General features: G+C 67.0%; 22 protein-coding genes. 9 read left to right on the top strand and 13 right to left on the bottom strand.

The genetic code is table 11. The annotated features are described in order from the left end of the window. Window positions 1-62 precede the first annotated feature (62 nt). A complete protein-coding gene (locus tag ACXJKM_RS00975) occupies window positions 63-1,061 on the bottom strand; it encodes an RluA family pseudouridine synthase (protein WP_457349926.1) in 999 nt (332 codons plus the stop codon). A 43-nt stretch (window positions 1,062-1,104) separates the two neighbouring features. Here ACXJKM_RS00975 and ACXJKM_RS00970 point away from each other — a divergent pair, with 43 nt between their 5' ends. Next, a complete protein-coding gene (locus tag ACXJKM_RS00970) occupies window positions 1,105-1,920 on the top strand; it encodes an outer membrane protein assembly factor BamD (RefSeq protein ID WP_457349671.1) in 816 nt (271 codons plus the stop codon). 38 nt (window positions 1,921-1,958) lie between these two features. On the opposite strand, the gene ACXJKM_RS00965 is transcribed toward ACXJKM_RS00970, so the two are convergent. Together ACXJKM_RS00965 and ACXJKM_RS00960 are read right to left on the bottom strand one after the other, a co-directional pair. Further along, window positions 1,959-4,010: an ATP-dependent DNA helicase gene (locus ACXJKM_RS00965; RefSeq protein WP_457349669.1), complete on the bottom strand. Its 2,052-nt coding sequence runs from the start codon at window positions 4,008-4,010 to the stop codon at window positions 1,959-1,961. Next, entirely contained in the window at window positions 3,997-4,200 is a 204-nt protein-coding gene (locus ACXJKM_RS00960) for a YdcH family protein (RefSeq protein WP_056198185.1), read from the bottom strand. The genes ACXJKM_RS00965 and ACXJKM_RS00960 overlap by 14 nt, the downstream gene beginning before the upstream one ends. A gap of 62 nt (window positions 4,201-4,262) precedes the next feature. On the opposite strand from ACXJKM_RS00960, the gene ACXJKM_RS00955 reads away from it, so the two are divergent. Next, window positions 4,263-5,033: a PP2C family protein-serine/threonine phosphatase gene (locus ACXJKM_RS00955; protein WP_457349667.1), complete on the top strand. Its 771-nt coding sequence runs from the start codon at window positions 4,263-4,265 to the stop codon at window positions 5,031-5,033. Window positions 5,034-5,039: 6 nt separating this feature from the next. On the opposite strand, the gene ACXJKM_RS00950 is transcribed toward ACXJKM_RS00955, so the two are convergent. The 5 genes from ACXJKM_RS00950 to ACXJKM_RS00930 form a co-directional block, all read right to left on the bottom strand. After that, on the bottom strand, window positions 5,040-5,648 hold the full coding sequence (locus ACXJKM_RS00950; protein ID WP_457349665.1) for a hypothetical protein: 609 nt from the start codon (window positions 5,646-5,648) through the stop codon (window positions 5,040-5,042). A 164-nt stretch (window positions 5,649-5,812) separates the two neighbouring features. Next, window positions 5,813-6,913, bottom strand: coding sequence for a cell division protein ZapE (zapE, locus tag ACXJKM_RS00945; protein ID WP_457349663.1), 1,101 nt, complete (start codon window positions 6,911-6,913; stop codon window positions 5,813-5,815). Between the two features lie 52 nt (window positions 6,914-6,965). Then, entirely contained in the window at window positions 6,966-8,387 is a 1,422-nt protein-coding gene (lpdA, locus tag ACXJKM_RS00940; RefSeq protein ID WP_457349661.1) for a dihydrolipoyl dehydrogenase, read from the bottom strand. 21 nt (window positions 8,388-8,408) lie between these two features. Next, complete coding sequence (odhB, locus tag ACXJKM_RS00935; RefSeq protein WP_056198198.1) at window positions 8,409-9,656, bottom strand: 2-oxoglutarate dehydrogenase complex dihydrolipoyllysine-residue succinyltransferase; 1,248 nt, start codon at window positions 9,654-9,656, stop codon at window positions 8,409-8,411. Window positions 9,657-9,746: 90 nt separating this feature from the next. After that, window positions 9,747-12,602, bottom strand: a complete 2,856-nt coding sequence (locus ACXJKM_RS00930) for a 2-oxoglutarate dehydrogenase E1 component (RefSeq protein ID WP_056198200.1) — start codon at window positions 12,600-12,602, stop codon at window positions 9,747-9,749. A 307-nt stretch (window positions 12,603-12,909) separates the two neighbouring features. Here ACXJKM_RS00930 and ACXJKM_RS00925 point away from each other — a divergent pair, with 307 nt between their 5' ends. After that, window positions 12,910-13,752, top strand: coding sequence for an isopenicillin N synthase family dioxygenase (locus ACXJKM_RS00925; protein WP_056198202.1), 843 nt, complete (start codon window positions 12,910-12,912; stop codon window positions 13,750-13,752). Between the two features lie 45 nt (window positions 13,753-13,797). Here ACXJKM_RS00925 and ACXJKM_RS00920 read toward each other — a convergent pair whose 3' ends face one another. The 3 genes from ACXJKM_RS00920 to ACXJKM_RS00910 are packed head-to-tail and all read right to left on the bottom strand — an operon-like array spanning window position 13,798 to window position 15,868. Beyond that, window positions 13,798-14,610, bottom strand: a complete 813-nt coding sequence (locus ACXJKM_RS00920; RefSeq protein ID WP_056198204.1) for a substrate-binding periplasmic protein — start codon at window positions 14,608-14,610, stop codon at window positions 13,798-13,800. A gap of 51 nt (window positions 14,611-14,661) precedes the next feature. Next, window positions 14,662-15,276, bottom strand: coding sequence for a 3'-5' exonuclease (locus tag ACXJKM_RS00915; protein ID WP_162247798.1), 615 nt, complete (start codon window positions 15,274-15,276; stop codon window positions 14,662-14,664). 4 nt (window positions 15,277-15,280) lie between these two features. Further along, entirely contained in the window at window positions 15,281-15,868 is a 588-nt protein-coding gene (locus tag ACXJKM_RS00910; protein WP_457349658.1) for a DUF1579 domain-containing protein, read from the bottom strand. Window positions 15,869-15,916: 48 nt separating this feature from the next. Here ACXJKM_RS00910 and ACXJKM_RS00905 point away from each other — a divergent pair, with 48 nt between their 5' ends. Then, window positions 15,917-16,339, top strand: a complete 423-nt coding sequence (locus tag ACXJKM_RS00905) for a winged helix-turn-helix transcriptional regulator (RefSeq protein ID WP_457349656.1) — start codon at window positions 15,917-15,919, stop codon at window positions 16,337-16,339. A gap of 7 nt (window positions 16,340-16,346) precedes the next feature. On the opposite strand, the gene ACXJKM_RS00900 is transcribed toward ACXJKM_RS00905, so the two are convergent. Together ACXJKM_RS00900 and ACXJKM_RS00895 are read right to left on the bottom strand one after the other, a co-directional pair. Continuing rightward, window positions 16,347-16,988: a dihydrofolate reductase family protein gene (locus tag ACXJKM_RS00900; protein WP_056198212.1), complete on the bottom strand. Its 642-nt coding sequence runs from the start codon at window positions 16,986-16,988 to the stop codon at window positions 16,347-16,349. Between the two features lie 74 nt (window positions 16,989-17,062). Continuing rightward, entirely contained in the window at window positions 17,063-18,106 is a 1,044-nt protein-coding gene (locus ACXJKM_RS00895) for a hypothetical protein (RefSeq protein ID WP_457349654.1), read from the bottom strand. A 65-nt stretch (window positions 18,107-18,171) separates the two neighbouring features. On the opposite strand from ACXJKM_RS00895, the gene pdxR reads away from it, so the two are divergent. The 5 genes from pdxR to ACXJKM_RS00870 all read left to right on the top strand — a co-directional run bounded on the left by pdxR (window position 18,172) and on the right by ACXJKM_RS00870 (window position 24,710). Further along, window positions 18,172-19,620: a MocR-like pyridoxine biosynthesis transcription factor PdxR gene (pdxR, locus tag ACXJKM_RS00890; RefSeq protein ID WP_457349652.1), complete on the top strand. Its 1,449-nt coding sequence runs from the start codon at window positions 18,172-18,174 to the stop codon at window positions 19,618-19,620. Further along, a complete protein-coding gene (locus tag ACXJKM_RS00885) occupies window positions 19,617-19,931 on the top strand; it encodes a hypothetical protein (RefSeq protein ID WP_056198218.1) in 315 nt (104 codons plus the stop codon). The genes pdxR and ACXJKM_RS00885 overlap by 4 nt, the downstream gene beginning before the upstream one ends. A 68-nt stretch (window positions 19,932-19,999) precedes the next feature. Further along, window positions 20,000-21,568 (top strand): ABC transporter substrate-binding protein, encoded by a 1,569-nt coding sequence (locus ACXJKM_RS00880; protein WP_457349650.1) that lies wholly within the window; start codon window positions 20,000-20,002, stop codon window positions 21,566-21,568. Beyond that, window positions 21,565-23,139, top strand: coding sequence for an ABC transporter substrate-binding protein (locus tag ACXJKM_RS00875; protein ID WP_457349648.1), 1,575 nt, complete (start codon window positions 21,565-21,567; stop codon window positions 23,137-23,139). The genes ACXJKM_RS00880 and ACXJKM_RS00875 overlap by 4 nt, the downstream gene beginning before the upstream one ends. 5 nt (window positions 23,140-23,144) lie before the next feature. After that, window positions 23,145-24,710, top strand: coding sequence for an ABC transporter substrate-binding protein (locus ACXJKM_RS00870; RefSeq protein ID WP_457349646.1), 1,566 nt, complete (start codon window positions 23,145-23,147; stop codon window positions 24,708-24,710). The last annotated feature ends 23 nt before the right edge of the window (window positions 24,711-24,733 follow it).

Below are 24,733 nucleotides of genomic sequence, written 5' to 3'. Positions count from 1 at the left end.
ACGGGTCGCGCACATTTGGCGCGCTGGCTGCCACGACAACCGAGGTGCATTGTATAGCCCTGTCAGCCGGGCAGGTCGGCGGCACCGATCTGGGCCCAGGCGGAGGCCAGGTCGGCGGGCAGCGGCGCGGTCAGCACCAGAGGTTCGCCGGTGGTCGGGTGGGTGAGGGACAGCCGTGCCGCATGCAGGGCCTGGCGGGTCAGGCCGAGGGCCGGCGCGCCGCCATAGAGCACGTCCGCCAGCATGGGGTGGCCGCTGTGCGTCAGGTGGACGCGGATCTGGTGGGTACGGCCCGTGTGCAGCACGCAGTGCACCGCGCTGATGGCCCGGCCATTCACTTCGCCGACACCCAACGGAAAGAAATCGGTGCGCGCCGGCTTGCCGAGGTTGGCGGGGGCAATGGCCATCTTGACGCGCGACACCGGGTCGCGGCGCATGGCCTGGTCGACGACGAAAGGCTCCTCGACACGCCCCCAGGCCAGAGCCAGGTATTCGCGGTGCACCTCGCGCGCTGAAATCTGGCGCATCAGCGCCGTGACGGCCGCCAGCGTCTTGCCAACGACCATGACGCCGCTGGTGTCCTTGTCCAGCCGGTGCACGATGCCGCCGCGCGGCAGCGTCGCTGCGGCGGCGTGATGGGCCAGCAGGCCGTTCATCAGCGTGCCCGACCAGTTGCCCGCGGCCGGGTGCACGACCAGACCGGCAGGCTTGTTGACCACCGCCATGTGCTCGTCCTCATAGACGAAGTCCAGCGCCATGGCCTCGGCACGGAAGGCACGGCTCTCGTCGGTCGGCAGCAATTCGATCTCGACGCGCTGGCCGGCGCGCAGCTTGTGGGCGGCCTTCTCCAGCACCTTGCCGTCCACCGTCACGCAGCCGCGCTCGATCAGGGATTGCAGATGGTTGCGCGAGAACTCCGGCGCCCGTGTCGTCAGCCAGCGGTCCAGGCGCTCGCCATGGCCGGCGGCATCGACATCTGCCGTGCGCCGTTCAGCGTCGCCGGCTTCTTCGACCCCCGGCTCGAATTCGTCCTGACCCCCCACCCTATACTCCGCGTCCATTGTTCCCTGTGACCAGCCGGCAGCATCGCCGTCGACTTCAGACATGTTTGTTGAGAAATTCAAGACCGCCCGCGTCGTCGCTGGCACTGTCCTGATGGCGTTCGCGCTGGGCTTGAGCGGTTGCGGCTCCACGGCCAAGGAGGATCCAAACTCCCAGGCGGCGCTGGACAAATTGTATGCAGACGCCAAGGACGACCTGAACGCCGGCAGTTACGACCGCGCCATCAAGGCGCTCGAAAAGATCGAAGGTCGCGCCGCCGGCACGACGATGGGCCAGCAGGCGACGCTGGATGTGGCCTGGGCGTACTACCGCACGGGCGAGCGCGCCCAGGCGATTGCCACGCTGGACCGCTTCATCAAGCTCAACCCGTCCAGCCCGGCGATGGACTACGCCCTGTACATGAAGGGCATCGTCAACTTCAACGAGGACTTGGGACTGTTCGGCCGCCTAGCCAACCAGGACGTGTCCGAGCGCGACCAGCAGGCCTCGCGAGAAGCCCTGCTGGCCTTCCGCCAGCTCGTCGAGCAATTCCCCGAGTCCAAGTACGCGGCCGAGGCGACGACGCGCATCAACTTCATCACCAACACGCTGGCGGCCTACGAGATCCACGTGGCGCGCTACTACTTCAACCGCAAGGCCTACGTCGCCGCGGCGAACCGCGCCCAGTCGGCCGTGGCCGAGTTCCAGTACGCGCCCGGCATCGAGGAAGGCCTCTTCATCATGGGCGAGAGCTATGACAAGCTCGGCCTGACCCAGCTGCGTGACGACGCCCGCCGCGTGCTCGACAAGAACTTCCCCGACAGCCAGTACGCCAGCAACGGCGCCAACCGCAAGAAGCCCTGGTGGCAACTCTGGTGATCTGACGCTTCGGCGTCGGCCACTGATGATCGGCGCCTTCAGCGCCGGCTGGCGCTGAGTTCCTCTAGCCAAGCCAGGGCCTCGGCTTCGTTGGCCACCGCCGTCATCGGCGGCAGCGCCGCGCGCAGGCGGCGTCCATAGTTCATGCCCGCCATGCGCGGGTCACACACCACCAGCAGGCCACGATCGGTCTCGGTTCGGATCAGCCGCCCCGCACCCTGCTTGAGCGCAATCGCCGCCTCGGCGACGAAATATTCCGAGAAGGCATTGCGCCCCTGCGCCTCCAGGCGCTGCACACGCGCCTCCACGAGCGGGTCGTTGGGCGGCGGGAAGGGCAATTTGTCGATGATCACGCATTGCAGTGCGTCGCCGGGCACATCGATGCCTTCCCAGAAGCTGGCCGAGCCGACCAGGACCGACGCCGGGTTGTCGATGAAGCGCTGCAGCAGCACACGCTTGGGCGCCGCGCCCTGCTGCAGCACGGCGATCGCGTCGCCAGCTTCCTCGAAGCGCTCGCGCAGCGCGTCAGCCACAGTCTGCAGATTGCGCAGCGTCGTGGTCAGCACGAAAGTGCGCCCCCCCAGCGCCCGCGCCAGGCGTGACGCCAGCAGGGCAACGCTGGGCGGATGACTGGGCTCGCTGGGCTTTGGGAAACCGCGCGGCACGTAAAGGCGCGCATGAGTCGGATAGTCGAAGGGGCTGCCCACACGCAGCACCTCGGCCTCGGTCAGGCCGGCGGGCTCGGTGAACCACGTCAATCCGTCGTCGTCGCCCAGTGTGGCCGAGGTGAATACCCAGGCCTTGGGTGGCCCCTCCAGCTGCTGCTGCATCGCGTCGCGGATGTCCAGGGGCGACTCGACCAGGCGGGCCGCATGCGGGCTGATGTCGATCCAGCGCACGTCTCCCGGATCAGGGTCGGTGGCGAACTGTTTGGCCAACTCGCGCAACTCTTGGGCCCGCTCACACAGGCGCGCGAAATCGGGCGCGGCCTCGCGCACGGCGGTCAGCGCCTCCAAGGCCTTGGCCGTCGCCACTTCGACGCCAGCCAGCGCCGTGGCGAAACCGGGCTGGTTCGCCCTCTCCTTCCAGCCCAGCTTGAGCGTGCCGCGCAACTCGCGGCCGGCAGTGGCCAGCGGGCCGGCCGCGGCCAGGCGCAGCTCCCGCGCCGCCTTCTCGACACCCGCATGCAAGCCCTGCCAGTCGTGCACGCCGCGTGCATGGGCCAGGCCCTGGGCCAGCACATCACGCGCGAAATCGATCAGCGAGGCCGTACCCAGCAGCGTGCCGAGGAACTGCACGCCGGCCTCGGCGAGCTGGTGGGCCTCGTCGAAGATGGCGATCTCGACGCTGGGCAGCAGCTCGGCCACGCCGGTATCGCGCAGCGTCATGTCGGCGAAGAAGAGGTGGTGGTTGACGACGACGACATCGGCCTCCATCGCCTCGCGTCGCGCCTTGACGACGTAGCAGCTCTTCCAGTCCGGGCACTCCTGGCCAAGGCAGTTCTCGCGGCTGGAGCTGACGATGGGGATGATGGGCGAGCGCTCGTCCAAGCCGTCGATCTCGGCGAAGTCGCCCGTTGTCGTGCCCAGGGCCCAGCGCTCGATGCGGGCCAGCGACAGCGCCGTACGCCGGTCCGGGAACTCGCCGGACACGCGCGCCTCCTTCATCCGATGCAGGCAGAGATAGCTGCTGCGGCCCTTCAGCAAGGCCAGGCGCACCGGGGTGTTCAGCGCCTTGGTCAGCCGGGGCAGATCGCGCAGGAAAAGCTGGTCCTGCAGGCTCTTGGTGGCGGTACTGATCAGCGCCCGGCTGCCGGCCAGCAAAGCGGGCACAAGGTAAGCAAAGGTCTTGCCGACGCCCGTGCCAGCCTCGACAACCAGGGCCTGGCGGCGGCTGAGCGCCCGGGCGACGGCACGGGTCATCTCCAACTGGGGCGCGCGGGGCCTGTAGCCCCGGTCCAGGCGCGCCAAGGGGCCGTCCAGGTCGAAAGCGGCCAAAACGGCCTGTTCGAGTTCGTCAGCAGCGGGCGGGGCGGGAGGGGTGGCCTGATCGAGGGCGTCGAGCCAGTCGTCGAGATCAGGCGGGTTCATCGGGTTCTGTGGCGGCCTCCAACCGGGCAATCATGTCGCGCAGAACCAGGCGGCGCTTCTTCAGCCGCTGCAGTGCCAACTCGTCCACCGGCGACTGTTCGACCAGTCGGTCGATCATCGCGTCGAGGTCGCCATGCTCCATGCGCAGCTCGATGAGCCGCCGGGGCAACGAGTGAAGTTGTTCATCCATCCAAGGGTTTACGAAGGCGGTTCGATGCGGGCACAAGCTCACCGACCAGTATAGTTTTCGGCATGCCCTCCCCCACCGCCGTCGGTTTCCGACTCAACGCCGCCACCGGCACCCATCGCGGGGACCGGGCCTATCAGCAGGATCAGGTGGCCGTCATCGCCCACCCGCGCATAGCGGGCTGCATGATGGGCATCGTGGCAGACGGCATGGGCGGCAAGAGCGGCGGGCGCAAGGCGGCCGACCAGGTCATCCTGACGGCGCACCAGCTGTTCGAGCGCTATTCGCCCGAGGATGAGCTGCCTGCCGAGCTGCTGAGCCAGATCACGGCGGAGGCGCACCTGATGATCAAGCTGACGGCCATCTCCGCCGAGGAGGAACCGCACAGCACGATCGCCGGCTTCGTCATCACCAGCGACCGCTGCGTGCACTGGATCCATTCCGGCGACTCGCGCATCTACTGGTTCCGCGGCGCGCGCCTGGTCAAGCGCTCCATGGACCACTCCTATGTGCAGCGCCTCGTCGACGAGGGCCAGCTCACCGAGGTCGAGGCCAGCTCGCATCCGCAGAGCAATCTGCTGACGGCCTGCCTGGGAACGGTGCAGGACCCGACGTCGACATCGGAGCGCTTCGAGAACCTCGAAGTGGGCGACACGCTGATGTGCTGCAGCGACGGGCTCTGGCACTACTTCACCGCCCAGGAGCTGGGCAGCGTGCTCTACAGCCTGCCGCCGCGCGAAGCGGCCGAGTTGCTGGTGAGCAAGGCGCGCCAGCGCGCCCGGGGCGGCGGCGACAACCTGTCCGTCGCCATCGTCAAGCTCGAGAACCTCGATTAGCGGCCGCTACCGCGACGCGGCTGATGCGCCCGGCAAAGGCAGGGGCGCAGCCAGCGGCTTGGCCCTGGCCTTCTGTCTGGCCTCGTGCTCGGCAATGCGCTGCTGTTGACGCTTCTCGCGCACCTCAGCCTGCTCGCGGCGCTTGGCCGCCTCGCCCTGCGCCTTGTTCTCTGCCTGCTGGCGCTGGCGTGCGGCATCTTCCGGGCTCCGCGCGCGGGGCGTGCGGGAGGCGGCCACCGCAGGTGGAGCCGGCGGCGGCGCCGTGAGGATGCGCTCGCGCTTCTGGCCCTCGTCCTGAGACGCGGCGAGCTCGCGTTCGCGCACGCGCTGGGTCTGGGCTGCCGCGCGGGCACGACGCTCCTCGGCCGCGAGTTCATTTTCCCGTCGCACCAGGGGTGCCAACGCCTCGTGGCGGCGCCGACGCAGCTCATCCAGGCAGGCAGCGACGGAAAAGCGCTGCTCGCAGTCCAGCTTTTCCTGCGCGAAGCGCTGCTCGATGGCGGCGCGCTGGACAGCGACCTCGGCACGCGTGGCCGGCTGAGGTGTTTCCGCACAAGCCACCACGGTCGCGAGCCAGAGCCCCACCAGCAGGCCGCCGCGACAGCCGGCGGCCACATCAAGCGGCCGCCGTGGAACCGGCCTTGCCGGGCCACTGGCGGCGCCCCCTCGAAGGGGGCTGAGGCCGGACACAAACGGCACGCCGTTTGCGCCTGCCGAAGGGTCGGCCCCTCCGGGGTCGGCGCGGCCTGCAAGGTGCGCGAAGCGAGTAGGGGATGGCCTCATGTGAGCGAAGTATCAACCTCGCGACGGGCCAAGGCGAGGTATTCGGCCGAGCGCATTTCCTGCAAGCGCGACACCGTGCGCGGGAATTCGTGAGCCAGCGGCCCTTCGGTGTAAAGCTGCTCCGCTGGCACCGCGGCCGAAATGATGAGTTTGACGCGGCGGTCGTAGAGCACGTCCACCAGCCAGGTGAAGCGGCGCGCCTCGCTGGCCAGGCGCACCGGCATCTCGGGCACGTCGGACAGGATGACGGTATGGAACTGACTGGCCAGCTCGAGGTAGTCGTTCTGCGAGCGTGGACCACCACAAAGCGTTGCGAAATCGAACCAGACGACACCGCCGGCACGCCGACGCGCGTAGAGGGCGCGGTGCTCGATCATCAGCTTGCGGTCTTCGTCCTGCGCTTCTGCGAGGGACTCGAAGGCCTGGGTAAGCGCCGCTTCCGTCGACTCGTTCAGCGGCGTCAGGTAGAGATTCATGTCCTCCAGCGTGCGGCGCCGGTAGTCGGTGCCGGCATCGACATTGATGACCTCGAGGTTGGCCTTCAGCAGCTCGATGGCTGGCAGGATGCGGTCGCGGTGCAAGCCGTTGGGATAGAGGCCGTCCGGGTGGAAGTTGGACGTCGTGATGATGGACACGCGGTTGCGGAACAGCGCGTCCAGCAGGCGGTGCAGGATCATCGCGTCGGTCACGTCGGCGACGTGGAACTCGTCGAAGCAGATCAGGCGGAAACGCCGCGCGATGCGCTTGCCGAGTTCGTCCAGCGGGTCGGCAATGCCCTTGAGCTCCTGCAGCTCGCGGTGCACCTCGCGCATGAACTCGTGAAAGTGCAGCCGCGTCTTGCGCTGCAGTGGCACGGCCTGGAAGAAGCAGTCCATCAGGAAGCTCTTGCCCCGCCCCACGCCGCCGTACATGTAGACGCCGCGCGGGATCGGCGGCCGCACCAGCAGCTTGGTGACCGCATTGGCGCGGCGAGCCTTGTAGCTGGCCCATTCGTCCTGGCAGCGCTGCAGGGCCTCGATGGCACGCAGCTGCGCAGCGTCGGCCGTGAAGCCGCGCTCGGTGAGGGTCTGCTGGTAAAGCTCAGTGACTGAGGTCATCGCAAAAAAAGGGGCGACTGTCTGGCCGCCCCTTTCGATTCGCTACGTGCGATCAGAAGTTCAGCGTGCGCTTGTCGACGGCCAGGGCCGCTTCCTTCGTCGCTTCGCTCAAGGACGGATGCGCGTGGCAGATGCGTGCGATGTCCTCGGCCGAGGCCTTGAACTCCATCGCCACCACCGCCTCGGAGATCAGCTCCGACGCGAACGGGCCAATGATGTGCACGCCCAGGATCTCGTCGGTCTTGGCGTCGGCCAGGAACTTGACGAAGCCGGTCGTGTCACCCAGCGCACGGGCGCGGCCGTTGGCCAGGAAGGGGAACTGGCCGGCCTTGTAGGCGACGCCTTCGGCCTTGAGCTGCTGCTCGGTCTTGCCGACCCAGGCGATCTCGGGGCTGGTGTAGATGACCCAGGGCACGGTGTTGAAGTTCACGTGCCCATGCTGGCCAGCCATGCGTTCGGCCACGGCAACGCCCTCTTCCTCGGCCTTGTGCGCGAGCATCGGGCCGCGCACGACGTCGCCGATGGCCCAGACGCCCGGCAGGCTGGTCTTGCAGTCGTCATCCACGACGATGGCGCCGCGCTCGTCCAGCTTGAGGCCGACCACATCAGCACCCAAGCCGATGGTGTTGGGCACACGTCCGATGGAGACGATGAGCTTGTCGACCTCCAGCGTCTTGGCTTCGCCCTTGGCGTCGGTGTAGGCGACGCTGACGCCCTTCTTGCCCGACTTGACCTCGCCGACCTTGACGCCGAGCTGGATGTCCAGGCCCTGCTTCTTGAAGACCTTGGCGGCCTCCTTGGCGACGCTCTCATCCACCGCCCCCAGGAAGGCCGGCAGGCCTTCCAGTACGGTCACTTCAGCGCCCAGGCGGCGCCAGACCGAACCCATCTCCAGGCCGATGACGCCGGCGCCGATCAGGCCCAGCTTCTTGGGCGTGGAGCCGACGCGCAGGGCACCGTCGTTGGACAGGATGTTCTCTTCGTCGAACGGCACGCCGGGCAGCGCGCGGGCGTTGGAACCCGTGGCGACGATGACCTGCTTGGCCGCGATGGTTTCCTCACCAGCCTTGAGTTCATAACCGCCATCCTTGGCGGCAACGAAGGAGCCACGACCGTGGAAGAACGTGACCTTGTTCTTCTTGAACAGGTAGACGATGCCGTCGTTGTTCTGCTTCACGACCTGGTCCTTGCGGGCCAGCATCTTGGCGACGTCCATCTTGACGTTGTCCGCCGTGATGCCGTGGTCGGCAAAGTGGTGGTTCAGCTGCTCGTAGTGCTCGCTGGACTGCAGCAGCGCCTTGGACGGGATGCAGCCGACGTTGGTGCAGGTGCCGCCGAGGGCGGGGCCGCCCTTGTCGTTCTTCCACTCGTCGATGCAGGCCACGTTCATGCCCAGCTGGGCCGCGCGGATGGCCGCGATGTAACCGCCGGGGCCGCCGCCGATGACGACGACGTCGAATTGCTTGGTGCTCATGCTGATCGTTCCTTGGCTTTCTTAGATGTCGAACAGCAAGCGGGCGGGGTCTTCCAGCGCTTCTTTCATCGTCACCAGGCCCAGCACGGCCTCGCGGCCGTCGATGATGCGGTGGTCATAGGACATGGCGAGGTAGTTGATCGGCCGCACCACGACCTGGCCGTTCTCGACGACAGCACGGTCCTTGGTGGCGTGCACGCCCAGGATGGCCGACTGCGGCGGGTTGATGATGGGCGTGGACAGCATGGAGCCGAAGGTGCCGCCGTTCGAGATGGAGAAGGTGCCGCCGGTCAGGTCGTCGATGGACAGCTTGCCGTCCTTGGCCTTCTGGCCAAACTCGGCGATCTTCTTCTCGATGTCGGCGAAGCTCATCTGGTCGACATTGCGCAGCACCGGCACGACGAGGCCGCGCGGCGAGCCCACCGCAATGCCGATGTCGAAGTAGCCGTGGTAGACGATGTCGTTGCCATCGACCGAGGCATTGATGATCGGGTACTTCTTCAGCGCCGCGACGGCTGCCTTGACGAAGAAGCTCATGAAGCCGAGCTTGACGCCATGTTCCTTCTCGAACTTCTCCTGGAACTTCTTGCGCATCTCCATGACCGGGGCCATGTTGACTTCGTTGAAGGTGGTCAGGATGGCGTTGGTCGACTGCGACTGCACCAGGCGCTCGGCGATGCGGGCGCGCAGGCGGGTCATGGGCACGCGCTGCTCGGGGCGGTCGCCCAGGTTCTGCTGGGCCGGCGCGGCCACGGCGGGCAGCGGCTTGGCGACCGCGGGCGACGCAGGCACGACCAGCGGCGCGGCGACGGCAGCAGGCTTGGGCTGGGCGCCAAGGGCGTCGCCCTTGGTCACGCGGCCGTCCTTGCCGGAGCCGGCCACGTCGGTGGCAGCCAGGCCCTTCTCGGCCAGGATCTTGGCGGCGGCGGGCATGGCCACATCGCCCTTGTTGGCGGCAGCAGGTGCAGCGGCGGCCACAGGTGCGGCAGCAGCAGCGGCAGGTGCGGCTGCAGCAGCGCCGGCCTTGCCTTCGGTGTCGATCTTGGCGAGCAGTTGCTGGCTGACGACGGTGCTGCCGTCAGCCACCAGGACTTCGGCCAGCACGCCGGAGGCAGGTGCGGGCACTTCGAGCACGACCTTGTCGGTCTCGATCTCGACGAGGGTTTCGTCGATGGTGACGGCTTCGCCGGGCTTCTTCTTCCAGGTCAGCAGCGTGCCCTCGGAAACGGATTCGGAAAACTGGGGAACTTGGACGTCAACGATGGCCATGGTGGGAGGCTCCGTGTTCTTTATTCGGTGTGATGCGGTACAGGCGCAAGTGAGCGCAGCGCCTGACAAGTGGCGCTGCGCGGTGCGGTCTTATTTGGTGAGGATGAAGCCCTTGAGCTTGGCAAACGCCTGATCCAGCAGCGCCTTCTGCTGCTCCTGGTGCAGGTGGGCATAGCCGCAGGCCGGGCTGGCGCTGGCCGGGCGGCCGGCGTAGCCGAGCTTCTGGCCTTCGCTCATGTTCTCGTGCACATAGTGCTGCACGAAGAACCAGGCGCCTTGGTTCTGCGGCTCGTCCTGGCACCAGACGATGTCGGTGGCGTTCGGGTACTTCTTCAACTCGGCCGCGAAGGCCTTGTGCGGGAAGGGGTAGAGCTGCTCGACGCGCACGATGGCCACGTCCGCAGACTTCTTCTCGGCCCGCGCCTTGACCAGGTCGTAATAGACCTTGCCCGAGCAGACGATGACACGCTTGACCTTCTCGGCATTCAGCGCGGCGTCCTGTTCACCGATGATGGTCTTGAAATCGCCCTTGGTGAAATCGGCCAGCGGCGAGGTGGCATCCTTCGCGCGCAGCAGGCTCTTGGGCGTCATGATGACCAGGGGCTTGCGGAACATGCGCAGCATCTGGCGGCGCAGCACGTGGAAGATCTGCGCGGCGTTGGTGGGCTGCACGACCTGCATGTTGTTGTCCGCGGCCAGCTGCATGAAGCGCTCCAGGCGCGCCGAGCTGTGCTCCGGGCCCTGGCCTTCGTAGCCGTGCGGCAGCATCATCGTCAGGCCGTTGGAGCGGCCCCACTTCACTTCGCCGGAGGCGATGAACTGGTCGATGACGACCTGGGCGCCGTTGACGAAGTCGCCGAACTGCGCCTCCCAGATCGTCAGCGTGTTGGGCTCGGCCGCGGCATAGCCGTACTCGAAGCCCAGCACCGCTTCTTCAGACAGGATGGAGTCGATGACGGTGAACGGTGCCTGGCCTTCGGCCACGTTCTGCAGCGGGATGTAGGTGCCGGCGTCCCAGTTGGCGCGGTTCTGGTCGTGCAGCACGGCGTGGCGGTGCGTGAACGTGCCGCGGCCGCTGTCCTCGCCGGACAGGCGCACTGGGTAGCCCGAAGCCACCAGCGACGCGAAAGCCATGGACTCGCCCATGCCCCAGTCGATGTTGACTTCGCCGCGGCCCATCGTGGCGCGGTCGGCGTAGAGCTTGGCAACGAGGTTGTGGGCCGCGAAGTCCTTGGGCAGCGTCGTCAGCTTCTCGGCCAGGCGCTTCCACTCGGCCACCGGAATGGCGGTGTCACAGCTGTCGGTCCACTTCTTGCCCAGGAAGGGCGACCAGTCGGTGGCGAACTTGCTCTTGAAATTGGTCAGCACCGGGTCGACGGTGTGGCGGCCTTCGTCCATGGCGGCGCGGTAGGCCTTGACCATGTCGTCCGGGCCTTCGGCCGGCAGCACGTTCTGCGCCACCAGCTTGTCGCCATAGACCTTGCGCGTACCGGGGTGGGCGGCGATTTTCTTGTACATCAGCGGCTGGGTCAGCGCCGGCGTGTCCTGCTCGTTGTGGCCCAGCTTGCGGAAGCAGACGATGTCCAGGACGACGTCCTTCTTGAACTCGGCGCGGTAGTCCATGCACAGCTGCGTGGCCCAGACGACGGCCTCGGGGTCGTCGCCGTTCACGTGCAGCACCGGCGCTTCGATCATCTTGACGACGTCGGAGCAGTACCAGGTGGAGCGCAGGTCGCGCGGGTCGCTGGTGGTGAAGCCGATCTGGTTGTTGATGATGATGTGGACCGTGCCGCCGGTGCGGTAGCCGCGCGTCTGCGCCATCGCCAGCGTTTCCTGCACGACGCCCTGGCCACCGAAGGCCGCGTCACCGTGCACCAGCACCGGCAGCACCTGGGCGCCTTCGCTGTCGCCGCGGCGGTCCTGGCGGGCGCGCACGCTGCCTTCAACGACCGGGTTGACGATTTCCAGGTGGGACGGATTGAAGGCCAGGCTCAGGTGCACCGGGCCGCCAGGCGTGGACACGTCGGAGCTGAAGCCCTGGTGGTACTTCACGTCGCCGGCCGGCAGGTCTTCGGCAGCCTTGTGCTCGAACTCGGCGAACAGGTCGGCAGGCATCTTGCCCAGCGTGTTGACCAGCACGTTCAGGCGGCCGCGGTGGGCCATGCCGATGACGATTTCCTGCACGCCGCGCTCGCCGCCACGCTGGATCACTTCGTCCATCGCCGCGATGAAGCTCTCGCCGCCTTCCAGCGAGAAACGCTTCTGGCCGACGTACTTGGTGTGGAGATAGCGCTCCAGGCCTTCGGCCGCGGTCAGGCGGTCGAGGATGTGCTTCTTCTCTTCGGCCGAGAAGGTCGGCTTGCCGCGCGCCTTCTCCAGGCGCTCCTGCCACCAGCGCTTCTCGCCGGGGTCGGAGCCGTGCATGAATTCGGAGCCGATCGAGCCGCAATAGGTCTCGCGCAGGGCCTGCACGATCTGGCGCAGCGTCATCGTCTCGCCGCCGAAATAGCTGTTCACGGCGCTGAACGAGATGTCCATGTCGGACTCGGTCAGGTCGTAGAACGCCGGGTCCAGCTCGGGAATCTTGGGGCGCTCGGCGCGCTTGAGGGGGTCCAGCTCGGCCCAGCGGTTGCCGAGGAAACGGTAGGCCGCGATCAGCGACTGCACGTGCACCTGCTTGCGGGCGACGGCCAGATCGGCGCTGGAAGCCTTGTTGGCGAAGGCGTTGGCCTTGGCGCGCTGGGCGAATGATTCGACGACCGGCGCATGGGCCACGTCGCGCGCCTCGCTGCCATCCACCGCGGGGACATGCTGCAACGCGTCGAAATAGGCGCGCCAGTTGTCCGGGACGGAACCCGGGTTGTCGAGGTAGGCCTCGTACATCTCCTCCACATACGGCGCGTTTCCGCCGAACAGGTAGGAGTTGGACCTGTATTGCTGCATCATCTTTCGCTCACCTCATGCCCCGGTTTCCAGGGAGTTGGCTGGTTGAAGAACCTTCCGCGACACGGCTCGACCGGTTGGCGGATTGCGACCCACCTCTGCTGTTGCCAGGGGCAACTGCAAAAGGGACGGGAAGGAATAAAAGTATCAGGGGCGGACTCTAGCACTCCGGGTTTGCCCGACAAGGTGGACGGGGTGCGACAAAGTTCACGCACCGGGATGCAGCAAAGTTGACTGGCCCGTAAACTTGGTGGTCGCGCCAGCCCCGAGATTGAATGGTTGAACGCGAGGGACATTCAGGAGATCCCAGATGCAAGTCCAGGTCGTTGACTACCGCGCGCCCGACGCCGCGGAGAAGTTCACCCGCTCCCTGCACGAGACCGGTTTCGGCGTGCTGACCAACCACCCGATCCGCCAAACCCTGGTCGAGAAGATCTATGCCGACTGGCTGGCCTTCTTCAACAGCGAGGCCAAGCATGGCTACGCGTTTTCCAAGGAAACCCAGGATGGGTATTTCTCGACCGCCATCTCGGAAACCGCGAAGGGTTCCAAGCAGAAGGACATCAAGGAGTATTTCCACGTCTACCCCTGGGGCCGCATCCCCGAGCAGTTGAAGGAAGACGCCCTCACCTACTACCGCGAAGCCAATGCGCTGGCGGAGGAACTGCTGGGCTGGGTGGAGCGTTACACGCCGCCAGAGATCGCGGCCAAGTACCGCGAGCCGCTGTCGAACATGATCCAGGGCAGCAGCAAGACCCTGCTGCGCGTGCTGCGCTACCCGCCGTTGACGGGCGAAGAGCCGGTGGGCTCCATCCGCGCCGCAGCGCATGGCGACATCAATCTGCTGACCATCCTGCCCGCCGCCAACGAGCCGGGCCTGCAGGTACTGGGCACCGACGGCGCCTGGCACGACGTGCCCTGCGATTTCGGCACGTTGACCATCAACATCGGCGACATGCTGCAGGAGGCCTCCGAGGGCTATTACCCATCGACCCAGCACCGCGTGGTGAACCCGACCGGCGAAGGCGCGAAGAAGAGCCGCGTGTCGCTGCCGTTGTTCCTGCATCCGCGCGACAACGTCGTGCTGAGCGATCGCTATACGGCCGACAGCTATCTGAACGAGCGGCTGCGCGAGTTGGGCGTGAAGACCTGAAGGCCTGCCTTCAGTGCAAAGGGCGCCACGGGCGCTTGCCCGCCGCTACTTTCCGCTGGGTCGCGCTGCAAGCGCTCGGGCTGTCGGCCGGTCAACATAGCGCGCAAAGATCGTCTCAAGCGTGCCGTCGGTGCGCATCAGCTCGATCGCGTTGCGCATCTTGTCGACGTCGACGGCCGCAACCCGCTGGCGCGACAGCACGAGCCCCAGGACTGCGTTGTCCTGCGGCGCGAAGTCGAGGATTTGGACCTTTCCGTCCAGCTGGTTGCGCGTGAGTAGTGGGGCCCAGACCACCGGTTGGCTGAGGAAGGCATCGACGCGCCCGACAGCAAAGACTCTGGCGAGAACTTCCAGATCTGCCACTTCATCGATGCGGCCTTCGCGACGGAGCGCTTCGATCCAGGGGTCCAGCGTTGCGCCATGGACAAAACCCTTGACTACACCCAGGCGCAGAAACTTTCGCGCCCGGAACTCGTCCATGGTCTTCGTCGTGGCAGCCAGTTCGTTGCGCACGATCAGGTAGTTGCGATTGTTCAGGACATAAGGAACGAAGTGCGCAAACCTCTGCCGCTCAGGCGTTTCTATGCCCGAGACCGTCATGTCAAGCGTACCCCCGGCCAGCGCCGTCCAGGTTCGCACGCGGGACTCCATGACTCGCACCAAGGAGCAGCCCGTGCGCCTGCTGACTTCCTCGACGACGTCGCGGTCGATGCCGACGTAGTCGCCTGCGGCATTCTTGAAATACAGCAAGCCCGTTTCGTAAAAGGCCACTTGATACGGCCCGCAGGGAGTCTCATGGGCCTGCAGTCCAGCACTGGCGAACAGGGTCGCCACCAGACAAGTCAGGACCGGCTTCATCTCTTGAGTTTAGAACTCGGACGGCTGGAGGGTGGCCGTTGGCAGGGCCACTCATGGAGATGAAGCTCTCGCAAGCTCCATTGGCATCGCCTGGAGCGCCTGATACACCAGCAGCGACGCATGCGCGTCGTTGGCCGCGTATTGCAGCTGCTGGGGGCTGAGCTTGCGGGTGGCCCAGTTGGAGGTGGTGACTTTCTTGGACTTGGGCATGCGCTGGCCCAGCACGATGGCGACGGCGGCCCTGAGGCCGACGGCCTGCTGGAAACCCAGTCGCCGCACCATGTGCGAAACATCGACCCCACCGCTGAGCTGCACGCCCAGCTTCCTGTGCAAGGGCACGCGGTCGGACACGATGCCGAACCCCACCTTGACGATGACCTCAGACTCAAGGATGGCGCGCAGGAAGCCTGCAGTCTCCGGCGCTTCCGTATGTACGATGAAGGCATGCCCCGCAGTCGCGAACTGCACGATGTGCGGTCCTGTCTGCTCACCGCCAGCGACAAACATGGGCTTGCTCTCGGTGTCGAAGCCGACCTGGCCGGCCAAGCGCAGTTCTGCTTCAGCGAAGTCGCATTGGTCCGCGTCGCGAAGCACGTGGATCCGGTCGAGCGGCAACGCGGGGTAAGGCGGCAACGCTGCTATCTGTTCGCTCGTGGGTCTCTCCATCGCTTCAGTATGACCTCCTCGTATCCACCGCAATCCAATTGATCTCCCACGTGACGCCGCCATCAGCCGAAAACGCCTGCTCGAAGCGGCAGCGGTCGACGCTCAGGGACTCGATGATGAAGCGCACCAGGATAGGCCGGCCATTGAAGCCCTCGGCGCTGTAGAACAGGCCACGCGGGCTGCCGCCGAAGCCGCCCACCATCGGCACGGCGAGCGTGCCCGATGCTGCGTTGGAGAAGTTGAGCGTCCACCGCTGCCTCTGCTGCTCGAAGAGCCGCAGCGACAGACCCTGGATGCGACCCTCGGGGCCCGAGACATCCAGCTCGACGAGATTCGCGCGGCCGCTCAGCAACGGGTGCACGAGGGTGGTGCCGACGTACTCCGCCCACACGTCCGAGCCGCTCAGTGGCCGCAGCCGGCGGCGCAGCGACGTGTCCCAGTTGCCGTGCTCGAATTCGAAGTCCTGCGGCGCGCCCACCGGCGTTGGAGGCAACAGGGGCGCGGAGGCGGCGGAAGCGGGCGCGGCGATGGCGCTGACACCGGTGGCCATGAGCGCGGCGGCGGCGGTGCGGCGAGTGTGTTGGGAAGGCATGGGCTCGGATGGGTGACTAGACTGACCCGGTTCACTCTATGCAGCACCATGTCCACTGCCAAGAAGGCACCTGCAGGTAACCGTCCTCGCCCGGCGCGTGGCAACGCCATCCCCGGCTGCGCGCTGACGGCGGCGCTGGCGGCCATCGGTGGGCGCTGGAAGTTGTTTGTCGTGTATCGGTTGGCCGATGGCCCGCTGCACTTCGCCGCGCTGCGGCGCAGCCTGCCAGACGTGTCGGCCAAGGTGCTGGCCGAGCAGCTGCGCGAGCTGCAGGCCGACGGGCTGGTGAGCCGCGAGCGCACGGGGCCTGTGCCGGCTGTCGTGCAATACGGGCTCACGCCGCACGGGCTGTCGGTGCTGCCGGTGGCCGAAGAGATCCGTCGCTGGGGCGCGGCGCATCAAGCCGCTTGCGCAACCACGCCACTCGACGTCGACGCTCGCTCGACCTGCGACGTCGCCGCCGCGCCTTGAAGGCACGTCACCTCGCCATCACCACATGCATCGCCTGCCCCGAGCTTTCGTGCTCGGTGACGCGCCAGCCAATGGCCGGCATGTCCAGGCCACCCAGCAGCGACTCGCCGCTGCCCAGCAGCACCGGCGAGATGGCCAGGTGCATCTCGTCGATCAGACCAGCCTGCAGGTACTGGCGGATCGTCTGAGCACCGCCGCCGATGCGCACGTCCTTGCCCGCGGCGGCGTGCTTCGCCTGCCGCAGCGCGGCTTCGATCCCGTCCGTCACGAAGTGGAAGGTCGTGCCGCCTTCCATCTGCAGTGGCGGCCGGGCGTGGTGGGTCAGCACGAACACGGGCACGTGATAGGGCGGATTGGCACCCCACCAGCCCTTCCAGGTCTCGTCGGGCCAGGGGCCGCGCACGGGGCCGAACATGTTGCGGCCCAGGATCCAGGCGCCGACACCCTCGAAGCTGCGCACCGCGAAGCGGTCGTCGACGCCGGTGCTGCCGCCTTCGCTGCCGACCATCTGCTTGAAGGTGCGGGTCGGGAACATCCACTCGTGCAGTTGCTCACCGCCTGCGCCCAGCGGCGCCTCCAGGCTCTGGCACGGCCCTGCCGCGAAACCGTCGATGGAAATGCTGAATGCCGCGACTCTGACCTTGGACATCTTGAACTCTCTTGTCGTGCGGTGTGGTGGGAGGGACGGTGCCTGCGTGGAGCCTAGCGTCTCGCAGCGTGGACTCAAGCGCCGGGCAACCGCAGGCCGCACAAGCCGGCCACGATGAGTGTCGATACCGCGACCGCGGCGATCAAACCCGCCAGCCAGCCGCGGTTGACGCTCGCCGCCCGCCAGCCATGCGCCAGCAGCACGCTGCGCAGGCCGCAGCACAGGTGGGCGAGCACGCAGAACACGCCCAGCGCATAGTGCGGCAGCAGGCGGATATTCCAGGCGTCCAGCAGCAAGCCTTGCGGCGCGCCCGAGGCCCAGGCCCAGTCGGTCTCGATGCCTCGCAAGGTGCGCGCCGACACCAGGGCCGAGTTCATGTGCGTGAGCAGGAAGAAGCCGAGATAGACACCTGTCATCACTTGCACGGCGCGGTAGACATCCATGCGCAACCGGCTCCAGCGCCAGGCCAGCCACGCGCCAAGGCAGAGCTGCAGCAACAGCAGCGCCACCTGCATGGCTTCGACCGCGGGCATGCGGTAGACGCCGCGCCCAGCCTTCATGACGGCCGCATGCGCCTGCGGGCCCAGCAGCCCGAACAGGTGGTTGACGAGGTGAAAGCCGATGAAGGCCAGCACCATCGCCGCCACCACGCCATGGGCAGCGCGCGCGGTCATGTCCGCCGGCGGGGCGGCCACGGGCTCGGCCCTGCGGGGGGCCGCCCACGCCCACAGGCCAGCGGCCAACCATGCGGCCACCCAAGCCAGCGGCTCGGAGATCGGGCGGCCCAGCACGCCCAACAGGAAGGCGCAGAACACGAACAGCGGCGGCGCCGCGACGCCCAGCAGGGCCAGTCGGCGCGCCCGGAGTTCGAAGACCGAGCGGGGCGCCGCGCGGGCCGCGCGCAGCCACAGCAGCGCGGCGACCAGTGGCATCGCGAAGGCGGCCAGCAGCGGCAGCGCCGCGAGAGGCCATTGCGGGCCGACGGCATGGAAGGCCCGCAGCCAGAACGGGTAGCTCATCGCCGCAAGGGCCGGCGCGAGTGCGAGGGCCTGCCGGGCCGCGGAGAGCGGTGCCCTGGCGCTGATGTCGGCGGCGGAGGATCGAAGCTGCGTGTCCATGGCCCAGACTCTCCCGGAGAATGGCCCGATCCAACAGAGCCAAATCCACGCGAATTGACTGGGCCATGAGCGCACCGCCATCACTCTCCCCGCTGGATGCGCTATGCCTGGAAACCGCGTCGGCCCAACCGTTGCAGGACCAGGTCTACCAGCGCATCCGTGAGGCCATCGCCGACGGGCGGCTGGCGCCGGGCGAGCGCCTGCCGTCCACGCGCAGCCTGGCCGCCCAGTTGAATGTGGCCCGCGGCACCGTTGACGCAGCCTATGGGCGGCTGGCCGGCGAGGGTTGCATCCTTGGGCGCGGTGCTGCCGGCACCGTGGTGGCGCCTGACCTGAAGCCGGGCAGCCTGGTGGCGGGCGCGACGCCCGCGATCGCGCAGGTAGCGGCCTTCATGCTGCCCGACGACTACCTCTGGCCCTTTCGCGGCGGCCTGCCGGCGCTGGACCTGTTCCCACGTACGCTCTGGGCCAGCCTGACAGCCGGTGCGGCACGGCGTCTGGACGCACAGCGCTTCTGCTACCCCGACCCGCGCGGCCTACCGGAGCTGCGCGCCGCCATCGCGGCCTACCTGCTGGTGTCGCGCGGCATCGCCTGCGACCCCGCCCAGGTCTTCGTCACGGCCGGCTACCAGGCCGCGCAGCAACTGGTCGTCGGCCTGGTGGCGCCGCCTGGCGCGGAAGTCTGGTTCGAAGATCCCGGCTACCGCTTCGCCCGGCGCGCGCTGGAAGCGGCGCAGCTGCGGCTGGCCTTCATCCCGGTCGATGCGGCCGGCCTGGACGTGGCCTATGCGCGGCAACATCACCCGGCCGCCCGGCTCGCCGTCGTCACGCCTGGCCACCAGAGCCCGCTGGGCGTGGCGCTGTCACTCCAACGCCGCCAGGCGCTGCTCGACTGGGCCCAGGCCGCCGACGCCTGGGTGCTGGAAGATGACTACGACAGCGAATTCCACTACGTCGGCCGCAAACCGGCAGCACTGAAAAGCGTCGACCGGCGCGACCGTGTGTTCTATGCCGGCAGCTTCAGCAAGACGCTGTTCCCCGGGCTGAGGTTGGGCTATCTCGTCGCACCCGCTGCCTGGGTCGAGGCCACGACCGCTGCCTGCGAACTGTCCCACCGCGGCCATGCCCAGCAGGAACAGGCCGCCCTGGCCGCCTTCATGGCCGGTGGCCACTACGCCCGGCACCTGCGCCGCATGCGGCTTCGCTATGCCGAACGCAGCGTGGCGCTGACCCGCGCTCTCCAAGCTGAGTTCGGCAACGGCATCGAGCTGGCGGCTCCCGAGGGCGGCCTCACGCTGCTGGCCCGCTTCCCCGGACACGAGCCGGACACCGGCCTGGTCCTGCGCGCCCGCGCTCAGGGCCTGGCGCCGTCCGCGCTGTCTGCCCATGCCGTCCAGCACGAAGCCGGCCAGGGCCTGTTGATCGGCTTCACCAATGTCAGGACCGAACAGGCGAGCGAGGTGGCAAGCCGATTGCGGCAGGCGCTGCGGTCCGGGCCATCTTCTGGCCCATGATTCAACCCATGGGCCAGACACGGATCATCCAAATCCACCCCGACGCGCCGCCCAAGCCCGCGTTCGGCCAGGCTTGCAACGGCTGCGGCGTCTGCTGCCTGGCCGAGCCCTGCCCGCTCGGCGTCGTGCTGAGCCGGCGCCTCAAAGGTGCATGCGTCGCACTGCGCTGGGACGGCGCACGCTATGTGTGCGGCGCACTAGCGGCGCAACCGAGCGGCTTCATCGGGAAGTTGGGCGGCTGGCTGGTGAAGCGCTGGATCGCCGCGGGTGCCGGTTGCGATTGCTCACTAGAACCCGAGGGAAAACCGTAGCCGGCACCCCCGGGGTCGCGGCTAGTATTTTTGGCTTCTGCCGTCCTGCCATTCTCAAGGAAAGCCGCATGAAATCTCTGCTCCGACTCCTGCCCCTGCTGGCCGCACTGACGCTGGGAGTGGCCACTGCCGCCCCACTGCGCTGGGCCGCACAAAACGACATCCTGACGCTGGACCCGCACTCGCAGGACCACAACACCTCCAACGCCATCGGCACGCACATCTACGAGGGGCTGACGCGGTTGGGCAAGGAGTACCGCCCCGAGCCGTCGCTGGCGACCAAGTGGACCTACCTCTCCCAGACCCAGGTGCGCTTCGACCTGCGCAAGGGCGTCAAGTTCCATGACGGCTCGCCCTTCACGGCCGACGACGTCGTCTTCAGCTTCGGCCGCATCACCCAGCCCCAGGGCACCAAGCAGACCTATGTCTCGGGCATCAAGGAGGTCAAGAAGATCGACGACCACACCGTCGACTTCATCCTCGAGGCGCCGACGCCGATGCTGCTGCAGAACATCATCAGCTTCCCCATCATGAGCAAGGTCTGGTCGACCAAGAACAACACGACCAACACGCAGGACTACAAGGCCAAGGAAGAGAACTTCGCGAGCCGCAATGCCAATGGCACCGGGCCCTACAAGCTGGTGAGCTGGCAGCCCGACCAGGCCGTCAAGATGGTGGCCAACAAGGACTGGTGGGACAAGAACCCGGGCAATGTCACCGAGCTGAGCTATCTGCCGATCAAGTCTCCGCCGACGCGCGTGGCGGCCCTGCTGTCGGGCGACGTCGACATCGTCACCGACCTGCCGCCGCAGGACTTCTTCAAGCTGAAGGAAGAAGGCAAGGTCAGGCTGCTGGAAGGCTCGGAGATCCGCACCGTCTTCTTTGTCATGGATGAGGGCAGCGAGGAGTTGCGCGAGTCCAATGTGAAGGGCAAGAACCCCTTCAAGGACAGAAAAGTGCGCGAGGCCATGAACCTGGCCCTGGACCGCGAGGCCATCAAGCGCAGCATCATGCGTGGCCTGTCGGTGCCGGCAGCGCTGATGATCGCGCCGGGCGTGAATGGTTACGACGCGGCCCTGGACACACCGCTGAAGCCCGACCTCGACAAGGCCCGCAAGCTGCTCGCCGAGGCCGGCTACCCGCAGGGCTTCGAGGTGCCGCTGCACTGCCCCAACAACCGCTACGTCAATGACGAGCAGGTCTGCCAGGCGGCGGTGTCGATGTGGGCCAAGATCGGCGTCAAGGTGCGCCTCATCGCCCAGCCCTTCTCCACCCACAGCCAGACCTTCCAGCGCGGCGAGTCGCCGTTCTACATGCTGGGCTGGGGCGTCTCCACGTATGACGCCCTCTACGGCATGCAGGCCTGGGGCCACACGCGCACCAACGGCGCGGACGGCAACTTCAACTTCGGCAAGGTCAGCGACGCGACGCTCGACGGCCTGATCCAGAAGATCAAGTTCGAGCCCGACGTGCCCAAGCGCAACGCCCTCATCAAGGAAGCCCTGCTGCGCATCCGCGACGAATACCTCTTCGTGCCCATCCACCACCAGATCCGGCCCTGGGCGATGAAGCCGAGCGTCGAGACCATCCACCGCTCGAACGACTATTTCGAGGCTCGCTACACCACCATCAAGTGAGGGCGCGACATGGCGTTCTCACGGCCCTGGCCTGCGGGCTGTTTGCCGCCCTGCCCGCCAGCGCGGCCCCGCTGCGCTGGGCCGCGCAGAACGACATCCTGACGCTGGATCCGCATTCGCAGAACCACACCACCTCGCTGACCATTGCCGCCCAGGTCTACGAGGGCCTGACGCGGCGGGGCGAGAACTACCAGCCCGAGCCCGCGCTGGCGACGCGCTGGAGCTATGTGTCGCCCACCCAGGTGCGCTTCGAGCTGCGCCGCGGCGTGAAGTTCCACGATGGCAGCCCCTTCACAGCGGATGACGTCGTCTTCAGCTTCGCCCGCATCCGCGAGCCGCAGGGCGCGATGCAGGCCTATGTGTCGGGCATCCGCGAGATCCGCAAGCTGGGCGACTACACGGTCGACCTGATGCTGGAGGCACCGGCACCGCTGCTGCTGCAGAACCTCGTCAACTTCGCCATCCTGAGCCGCGCCTGGGCGGTGCGCAACCACGCCAGTCATGTCGAGGACTTCAAGGCCAAGGAGGAGAACTACGCCTCGCGCAACGCCAACGGCACCGGCCCCTACCGACTCGTCAGCTGGCAGCCCGACCAGGCCGTGCAGATGGTCATCAACAAGGACTGGTGGGACAGCAACAAGGGCAACATCACCGAACTGACCTATCTGCCGATCAAGTCGGCGCCCACGCGCGTGGCGGCACTGCTGTCGGGCGATGTCGACCTCGTCACCGACGTGCCGCCGCAGGACTACCAGCGGCTCAAGACAGACAAGCGCCTCAAGCTGATGGAGGGCGCCGAGGTGCGCACCGTCTTCTTCGCCATGGACCAAAGCAGCGAGGAACTGCGCGATTCCAGCGTCAAGGGCCGCAACCCCTTCAAGGACAAGCGCGTGCGCGAGGCGCTGAACCTTGCTCTGGACCGCGAGGCCATCAAGCGCAGCATCATGCGCGGCCTGTCGGTGCCCGCAGCGCTGATGGTGCCGCCTGGCGTCACCGGCTACGACGCAGCGCTGGATACGCCGCTGAAGCTCGACGCCGACAAGGCCCGCAAGCTGCTGGCCGAGGCTGGCTACCCGCAGGGTTTCGAGTTGCCGCTGCGCTGCCCCAACAACCGCTACGTCAACGACGAGCAGATCTGCCAGGCCGCGGTGGCGATGTGGGCTCGCATCGGCGTGCGGGTGCGGCTCAACGCCCAGCCGATGAGCCTGCACATCCAGGCGCTGGAACGCTATGAGTCGCCGTTCTACCTGATCGGCATTTCCATGCCGACCTACGACGCCCATCAGGGCCTGCAGGCCTGGGGCCACAGCCGCGATGCGCGCGGCAACGGCGGCCAGAACTTCAACCACCTCGCCGACGCGGCACTGGACACGCTCGTCGAGCGCATCCAGTTCGAGCCCGACGCGAGCGCCCGCAACGCGCTGATCCGCGAGGCCTTGCTGCGTGTGCGCGACGAGTTCCTCTTCATTCCGGTGCATCATCAGATCCGGCCCTGGGCCATGAAACCCGGCGTCCAGACCCTGCACCGCTCGAATGACACCTTCGAGGCCCGCTTCACCACCCTTCCATGAAGCTCATGAAAATCTCCACCCTTTGGGCCGCCGCCTGGCTGGCCACCGCGCTGACCGCCACGGCCGACCCACTGCGCTGGGCGGCCCAGAACGACATCCAGACGCTGGATCCGCATTCGCAGAACCACTCGGCCACGTCCACCATCACCGGCTACGCCTATGAAGGCCTGACCCGCTACACGGAGAAGTTCGACGTCGAGCCGGCACTGGCCGCCAAGTGGACCTTTGTGACGCCCACGCAGGTGCGCTTCGACCTGCGCCGCGGCGTCAAGTTCCATGACGGCACGCCCTTCACGGCGGATGATGTCGTCTTCAGCCTGCAGCGCATCAAGCACCCGGCCAGCAACATGATCATCTATGCCTCCGGCATCAAGGAGGTGAAGAAGATCGACGACCACACGGTGGACTTCGTGCTCGAAGGCCCCAACCCCGTGCTGACGCGCAACCTGACCTATGTGCGCATCGTCAGCAAGGCCTGGGCGACCAAGAACCGCTCCGAGAACCCGCAGGACTTCAAGGCCAAGGAGGACACCTATGCGTCCCGCAACGCGATGGGCACGGGGCCGTTCAAGATCACGGCCTGGCAGCCGGACCAGCGCATCAGCATGGTGGCCAACAAGGACTGGTGGGACAAGCCCAAGGGCAATATCTCAGAGCTGACCTATCTGCCCATCAAGTCCGACGCAACCCGCGTGGCCGCCCTGCTGTCTGGCGACCTCGATCTGCTGACCGACCTGCCACCCCAGGACGTCGCCAAGCTCAAGGCCGACCCGCGGCTCAAGGTCATCGACGGGCCCGAGAACCGCACCATCTTCTTCGCGCTGGACCTGGGCAGCGAAGAGATCAAGGGCAGCAACGTGAAGGGCAAGAACCCCTTCAAGGACAAGCGCGTGCGCGAGGCGATGTCACTGGCCATCGACCGCGAGGCCATCAAGCGCAGCCTGATGCGCGGCCTGTCGGTGCCGGCGGCCATCATGGTGGCGCCCGTCGCCTACGGCCACTCGGCCGAGCTGGACACGGTGCAAAAGCCCGACGTGGCGCGCGCCAAGCAGTTGATGACGGAGGCCGGCTACCCGGACGGCTTCGAGGTGCCGCTTGCCTGCCCCAACGACCGCTACGTCAATGACGAGGAGATCTGCCAGGCGGTGGTGTCGATGTGGACGCGCATCGGCGTGAAGGCCAAGCTGTCGACGCAGCCGATGACCCAGCATTCGGCCGCCATGCAACGCTACGAGTTGCCGCTGTACATGTACGGCTGGGGCGTGACGACGTTCGATGCGCAGTACACGCTGCAGGACATCGTCCACACCAAGACCGGCGGCGCCGACGGCAAGGGCAATTTCTCCAAGGTCAGTGACGCCAAGATCGACGCACTGGTGCAGCAGATGAAGGTCGAGACCGACGTGCCCAAGCGCCTGGCGCTGATGCAAGAAGCCTTGAAGCGCACGCGCGACGAGTTCCTCTTCATCCCCATCCACCACCAGGTGCGCCCCTGGGCCATGAAGGCCGGTCTGACCATCCCGCACTCGGCCAACGATGCCCCGCAAGCCAAATGGGCCACAGTGAAGTGAAGCCCCTCGTCCAAGGAATACCT

It is taken from the genome of Roseateles sp. P5_D6, assembly GCF_054049415.1.
Note: the sequence above shows the minus strand (reverse complement) of the source record. Positions and strands in the feature narration are given on the sequence as shown.

Coding starts and splice junctions, on each gene's coding strand:
- ACXJKM_RS00925 (WP_056198202.1), top strand. CDS start 12,910: ATGCAAGTCCAGGTCGTTGACTACCGCGCGCCCGACGCCGCGGAGAAG.
- ACXJKM_RS00965 (WP_457349669.1), bottom strand. CDS start 4,010: ATGAACCCGCCTGATCTCGACGACTGGCTCGACGCCCTCGATCAGGCC.
- ACXJKM_RS00975 (WP_457349926.1), bottom strand. CDS start 1,061: ATGGACGCGGAGTATAGGGTGGGGGGTCAGGACGAATTCGAGCCGGGG.
- ACXJKM_RS00895 (WP_457349654.1), bottom strand. CDS start 18,106: ATGGACACGCAGCTTCGATCCTCCGCCGCCGACATCAGCGCCAGGGCA.
- ACXJKM_RS00915 (WP_162247798.1), bottom strand. CDS start 15,276: ATGGAGAGACCCACGAGCGAACAGATAGCAGCGTTGCCGCCTTACCCC.
- ACXJKM_RS00910 (WP_457349658.1), bottom strand. CDS start 15,868: ATGCCTTCCCAACACACTCGCCGCACCGCCGCCGCCGCGCTCATGGCC.
- ACXJKM_RS00930 (WP_056198200.1), bottom strand. CDS start 12,602: ATGATGCAGCAATACAGGTCCAACTCCTACCTGTTCGGCGGAAACGCG.
- lpdA (WP_457349661.1), bottom strand. CDS start 8,387: ATGAGCACCAAGCAATTCGACGTCGTCGTCATCGGCGGCGGCCCCGGC.
- ACXJKM_RS00880 (WP_457349650.1), top strand. CDS start 20,000: ATGAAATCTCTGCTCCGACTCCTGCCCCTGCTGGCCGCACTGACGCTG.
- ACXJKM_RS00960 (WP_056198185.1), bottom strand. CDS start 4,200: ATGGATGAACAACTTCACTCGTTGCCCCGGCGGCTCATCGAGCTGCGC.
- ACXJKM_RS00885 (WP_056198218.1), top strand. CDS start 19,617: ATGATTCAACCCATGGGCCAGACACGGATCATCCAAATCCACCCCGAC.
- zapE (WP_457349663.1), bottom strand. CDS start 6,913: ATGACCTCAGTCACTGAGCTTTACCAGCAGACCCTCACCGAGCGCGGC.
- pdxR (WP_457349652.1), top strand. CDS start 18,172: ATGAGCGCACCGCCATCACTCTCCCCGCTGGATGCGCTATGCCTGGAA.
- ACXJKM_RS00870 (WP_457349646.1), top strand. CDS start 23,145: ATGAAAATCTCCACCCTTTGGGCCGCCGCCTGGCTGGCCACCGCGCTG.
- ACXJKM_RS00905 (WP_457349656.1), top strand. CDS start 15,917: ATGTCCACTGCCAAGAAGGCACCTGCAGGTAACCGTCCTCGCCCGGCG.
- ACXJKM_RS00955 (WP_457349667.1), top strand. CDS start 4,263: ATGCCCTCCCCCACCGCCGTCGGTTTCCGACTCAACGCCGCCACCGGC.
- ACXJKM_RS00970 (WP_457349671.1), top strand. CDS start 1,105: ATGTTTGTTGAGAAATTCAAGACCGCCCGCGTCGTCGCTGGCACTGTC.
- ACXJKM_RS00900 (WP_056198212.1), bottom strand. CDS start 16,988: ATGTCCAAGGTCAGAGTCGCGGCATTCAGCATTTCCATCGACGGTTTC.
- ACXJKM_RS00920 (WP_056198204.1), bottom strand. CDS start 14,610: ATGAAGCCGGTCCTGACTTGTCTGGTGGCGACCCTGTTCGCCAGTGCT.
- odhB (WP_056198198.1), bottom strand. CDS start 9,656: ATGGCCATCGTTGACGTCCAAGTTCCCCAGTTTTCCGAATCCGTTTCC.